We start from the raw sequence: 5,070 nt of genomic DNA on the forward strand, positions 1-5,070 counted from the left end.
ACCCCACCGTCAACGGGGGTGTTCAAAATTACTTGGGGGAGCGTAGACGCGGAGCGGCCCTTCGTTGACTATCCCCATGTAATTTTCCTCCTGTCTCCTGTCTCCTGTCTCCTGTCTCCTTCTTCAACCCTTGATTTTTCTGCAATTATTCTGCCTTTTATTCTAAATTTTTGGTCGCTCAAGCTTAAAAAGTTGTACTTCTTTCCGCTGTAAAAAAGCTAAAACCTTTACCTGTAAATGCTTTTATATTTAATTAGCAAGCCCTATTTAGAAAGCACAAAACTTGAATTTGTAAGACTTATTTAGCACTATGAATTAGAGCAGATAAAATGATTATAAGTTGAATGAGAAAATAATTTTATACATTCAAATAATTCACTAAATTTTTCTGAATAATTTAACTATTTCCTATTTTCTCAATATCTACAAGAACTCACAGCTTAAATTAAGATTGGTATATACATCTTAAAAAGAAGAAAAGAGTATAGGTATAAAATCTAGAAATATTTAATTGCTAAGAGCAAACAATTTAAAAAAACATGACACCAACCACCTCTAATTCCTTTAGAAACCAACAGTTTCCCTTTAATTTTGTCCCCCACCCTACACAAGATAGTGATTTTCTCCAACAACTAGAATTTATTCCTGGCTTAAAAGAAATATTGACAATTAGACAAGTTCATGCTCTAGAACACGCTACAGTTTGGGTACTCAGTGAATTAGCAAACTCAGGAAATTCAACATCCTCTGATGAATCAATTGGAGGAATGTCTACACCACAAGGATTTTACCTTTATGGTTCAGTAAATCCATCTCAATTAGAGCAGGCAGTAGAAGTAGCATTGCAGCGAATTACTTCTGGAGAATGGGACTTGGCAGTACATCCTAGATGTGGCACAAACTTATCAGTAGCAATGACTCTCACTCTAGGATTGGCTCTAGGTATAAATACACTGATGCCCAGGAAACCAATTGAGCAACTCTTAGGTTTTGGCATTGCAGCTACGGCAGCGATCCAAATAGCACCAGAGCTAGGTAATTTAGCCCAAAAATATTTAACAACTGGTATTCCTTTCAATTTAAGAGTGATAAATATTTCTGTAACTCAAGATGTATGGGGTCGTCCAGCTCATTTTGTTCAAGTATCCTGGCTCAATTAGTTGCAACAAAACTTAAAAAAATCTTAGACTGAAAAGATATAGGATGAGGGGACGGTTTTACCATTCTTAAACTTTAAGGGAAAAAAAATTCATGGTTCAACGTGGTTCTAAAGTTCGGATTTTACGCAAAGAATCCTACTGGTATAACGAGATTGGTACAGTTGCTTCCGTTGACAAAAGTGGCATCAAGTACCCTGTTATTGTTCGCTTTGACAAAGTAAATTACACGGGTTTTAGTGGTAGTGCATCTGGCGTTAACACTAATAACTTTGGTACTGAAGAAGTAGTAGAGGTAGAAGCCCCTAAAGGTAAATAATTAGCCTCAAACTATTCTTTGAAACCAGAGCTATAACAAAACCTCATTTGAACAATTCTAATTAAATAAACAAAAATAGGCCAAAACTGGCTCGGATCGATGCTTAACTAGAAAAAATTTCTACAGTGTCTATATAATAATTAAGACTGTAAGAATTATAGTTAGCACTGTGCCAGAACTGCCAGAAGTAGAAATAGTAAAACGAGGTCTCAATCAACTGACTCTCAACAAAAAAATAGTGGGTGGGGAAGTGTTGTTAGAACGCACAGTTGCCCACCCAATTTCTGTAGGTGATTTTTTGGGCGGTTTGCAGGGAAAAGCGATCGCAGGGTGGCATAGACGAGGTAAATATTTACTTGCCCAACTCTACAAGTGGGACACAAAAATTCTCAAACTTACGCAGCTCAAAGAAAACCAAGATGGTTGGTTAGGAGTACATTTACGAATGACAGGCCAACTGTTATGGGTAAAACCAGAAGAAAGTCTACATAAACACACGCGAGTGAGAATATTTTTTGGCGATCGCTCTTCTGGAAGTGAAGGTCATCCTACCCATGAATTAAGATTTGTAGACCAACGCACTTTTGGCCAGATGTGGAGAGTACCACCCGCAACAGAAATATCTCACATTATTACTGGTCTGAAAAAATTGGGTCCTGAACCATTCTCCCCTGAATTTTGCCCAGAATATCTTACCAAGAAATTTGACAAAAGACATAGAGCAATTAAAACAGCTCTTTTAGACCAAACAACAATTGCTGGGTTAGGTAATATTTATGCTGATGAAGCGCTATTTCTCAGTGGTATTAGACCAACAACTCTGTGCAAAGATTTGACGGAAACCCAAATAGAGCAACTGCATCTAGCTATACTCAAAGTATTACAAAACTCTATAGATGCAGGTGGTACAACATTCAGCAACTTCTTAAATGTTAAGGGAGTTAATGGCAATTATGGTGGTGTGGCTTGGGTTTATAATCGTGCTGGTCAACCATGTCGAATTTGTGATACTTCTTTAGAGAAAATTAAACTGGCGGGTCGGTCTACTCATTTTTGTCCTCAATGCCAAGAAGGGTAGTAAAAGCTCAGAGTTGTCTGCTCCTATTCAATTTTCCTGCTATAAGACCAAATTTTGCCAGCTCCCTATCAATTTAGAAGTCCATATTGTAAGTTTTAAGTTCAACGTCGGGTCATTCACCCTAATTCCATATTAGAATTTCAACAGAAAATACAAGAGATAGAAATCATATATGGCAAACATTAAAAAAGGTAGTTTAGTTCGTGTTGTGCGAGAAAAACTTGAAAATAGCTTAGAGGCCAAAGCTAGTGACACAAGGTTTCCTCCCTATATATTTGATAGTCAGGGAGAAGTGGTTGATACAAAAGGAGATTATGCTTTTGTCAAATTCGGCAAAGTACCGACTCCAAATATTTGGTTGCGACTAGATCAGTTAGAAGAATTCAAGTAGACATACCTTTTTCCAAGTGTTCTAAGTAAAATCTCCTAGAAGCTTTAAGTATATACATAAATACAGAGGTCTCCTAAAAAAAATTGAACATGAGACCTCTGATGATTATTTTGGCAAAATTGCAAGGCATCTAATTATACTAACCCACATTCCGCACGACAAAATCTAGCATAAAAATCTAAGTCAAAAGTCATGCATTCAAAAGTCATGCATTAAGAAGAAAATTATAGAGGTCAATCAAAATAAACGATTCAATAAGTATTTATGCTTAATGTTTAACTGAAAATTTGACTCTTGATCGAGGTAAATGAAGATAATTTATATAGTATAAATACTTAAACAACCTCAGAATTTCATACTAATTTTCGTGTTACAAATTGAAGTGCGGAATGTAGGATACTAACTGCCAGGGCGGTTAGGTCAGAGAAAAATATAAAATTATTAGACCATATCATAGAGGTGATCGCTATGTTTCTCCTTTATGTCGTAATATTAAGTCTAATTAATTAGCCAAGGGTAAAAATTTTCTTCTCTTGAGAGAATATTTTTTTGGTGGGGAATGCTGCGCAAATAAAATTCTCATTCTCCCTACACCCTAAATTTTTTATTGTAGTTATTCTAAAGATACATAATATAAGCGCCTTGGCGACTGCTATAAATAAATAAAATAATTCTATGAATTCTTCACAATAAGGAAATCTGGAGATGTCAACAGAAAATCAGAATTTAGAAGCAGAAACAAATATTAATTTAGAGTCCGCTCAAGAAAGTTTTGGAGAAGAAAGTATTGAGGATGTAAATAAAACTCGTTTGCTACTTACTTTATGGGATTTAGGGGGAGAAGGAGAAACAGCAATAGGAGTAAAAAAAAGTGAATTAACTACCAGAGTTAAACGGAAAAAATACGGTAAAAAAATAGGTAAATATCAAGGAGTATATGAGGAGTTAGAAAAATCAGGAGCAATTAGAATTGAGATAAAAAATAGAGCAGTATTGGTTTTTATTACAGATATAGGTAAGGAAATGTTGGGAAAGGGTTTACAAAATCCTGATTTTAATTTTGAAGGAACTGTAGTAGCGGCGAGGTTAGCAAATACGCTTTTGAGATGGATACGAGAAATAGGTAATCATAGAAATTTGAAAATGGAGATAGAAACAACGGTAATTTCTGAAGGGAAGCTACATGAAGAAGAATAATAATAAATTGATAGAAGTAATGTTATAGGGATGGGATGAAACAATTTTACGCGCGCTGTATTTCTGACCGAATAGGAAAAATTATAGATATCTTGATATGAATCAGATTTGGTATGAATTAGTAAGTATAAAGATTTGAATAATATTATTTATGATAATTAGTAAAGCCATAACTATTACTACTATTGATTACTAGGTTTTAGGTGGTAGGTATTGGGGGTTAGGTCGCACTTAATGAAGTCAGAAGTTAGAATTAATAAGTCATAAGTCAGAAGTTAACCCACCCCTCGCCCCTCCCCCTCCCAGGAGGGGAAGCAGGGGATTTGAGCAAGGCTCCAAAAATATTTCGCTTTAAAAGACGGGGTTGCGCAACCAAATTATAACGAATATATAAGAATAAGAAAACTGCTATATTCTATGGTTTAAAAGAAAACCTCAATTCTCAGATCTGATTCCTGATTGCTATACATCCATTACTAACAACTCTTGGCAATTTTGAATAAACTGAACAGGAACATTTACCGATCTAGTTGCTAAAACTACGTAAGCATTCAGCTATCAGCAGTCAGCTATCAGCAATTAATAATGAATAATTACTTGTCATACAATTTATCTTTCATTAATGGATAATGGATAATGGATAATGAATAATTACCTCTCCCTTTTAGGGAGAGGATTGACCAATAAGGAAAAAATTTATTTTTTTCCCCTTGAAAGGGGAGGCTTTTAACCAGAATTGTTTAGTTGTTTAATTATTTAATTATTAATTATTCGGTAATAGTGCGCTTAGTAATTCTTAGCCAAACCTAAGTTTTACTAATAGCTGTTATCTTTTATTAAGCGCAACTTCATAGAGAAATGGTATCAGATTGAGTCCGGAGACTTTGACAGTAACTTTTTATTCTTTCCTCAATTTCAAAGGTTGCTA

The 5,070-nt window shown here is 35.0% G+C and carries 5 protein-coding genes; all 5 read left to right on the forward strand.

The window, feature by feature from the left end:
* Nucleotides 1-539 precede the first annotated feature (539 nt).
* Complete coding sequence (locus tag F6K13_RS17520; RefSeq protein WP_124147558.1) at nucleotides 540-1,160, forward strand: DUF6391 domain-containing protein; 621 nt, start codon at nucleotides 540-542, stop codon at nucleotides 1,158-1,160.
* 91 nt (nucleotides 1,161-1,251) lie between these two features.
* The gene (locus F6K13_RS17525; RefSeq protein WP_124147559.1) at nucleotides 1,252-1,476 is read left to right on the forward strand and encodes a photosystem I reaction center subunit IV; all 225 of its coding nucleotides are present in this window, start codon (nucleotides 1,252-1,254) and stop codon (nucleotides 1,474-1,476) included.
* Nucleotides 1,477-1,645: 169 nt separating this feature from the next.
* Nucleotides 1,646-2,554, forward strand: coding sequence for a DNA-formamidopyrimidine glycosylase (locus F6K13_RS17530; protein ID WP_124147560.1), 909 nt, complete (start codon nucleotides 1,646-1,648; stop codon nucleotides 2,552-2,554).
* Between the two features lie 172 nt (nucleotides 2,555-2,726).
* Nucleotides 2,727-2,945 (forward strand): NAD(P)H-quinone oxidoreductase subunit O, encoded by a 219-nt coding sequence (locus F6K13_RS17535; protein ID WP_124147561.1) that lies wholly within the window; start codon nucleotides 2,727-2,729, stop codon nucleotides 2,943-2,945.
* A 705-nt stretch (nucleotides 2,946-3,650) separates the two neighbouring features.
* Entirely contained in the window at nucleotides 3,651-4,142 is a 492-nt protein-coding gene (locus F6K13_RS17540) for a hypothetical protein (protein WP_192901218.1), read from the forward strand.
* Nucleotides 4,143-5,070 lie beyond the last annotated feature (928 nt).

Source organism: Okeania sp. SIO2B9 (genome assembly GCF_010672505.1).
GTDB classification, from domain to species: Bacteria; Cyanobacteriota; Cyanobacteriia; order Cyanobacteriales; family Microcoleaceae; genus Okeania; species Okeania hirsuta.